This is a genomic window from Bradyrhizobium sp. CSS354 (assembly GCF_029051725.1).
Classification (GTDB): Bacteria; Pseudomonadota; Alphaproteobacteria; order Rhizobiales; family Xanthobacteraceae; genus Bradyrhizobium.
In genome coordinates, this window is record NZ_JAACFU010000115.1 from 1 (window position 1) to 386 (window position 386).

Below are 386 nucleotides of genomic sequence, written 5' to 3' on the forward strand. Positions count from 1 at the left end.
GGCATTGCTGCTGTTTGCTGGCCTCAACGTGTTCTGGGCGGCGGTGCCGCTGCCGCTGTCGGCGCCGCCGTTGCAGTGGTCCACCGCGGCCATCGGCGCACTGGGCCTGGCCGGCGTAGTGGGCGCCTTGATGGCGGCGCGGGTCGGGCACTGGATGGACCGCGGTTTCGCCGGTCGGGTCAGTCTTGGCGCGTTGCTGCTGATGCTGGCCGCGTGGTGGCCGCTGCTGGGCCTGCCGCAGTCGCTGTCGTTGCTGCTGCTGGGCGTGATCGTGCTCGACCTCGGTGGGCAGGCACTGCACGTATCGAACCAGGCGCTGCTGCTGCGTGCACCGGCAGACCAGCATGGACGCCTGGTGGCGTTGTACATGCTGTTCTATGCAGTTG

1 pseudogene is annotated in these 386 nt (G+C 68.9%); it reads left to right on the top strand.

The features are described from left to right. Positions 1 to 386, top strand: a pseudogene (locus GWG67_RS38900) (MFS transporter); the annotation flags it as partial.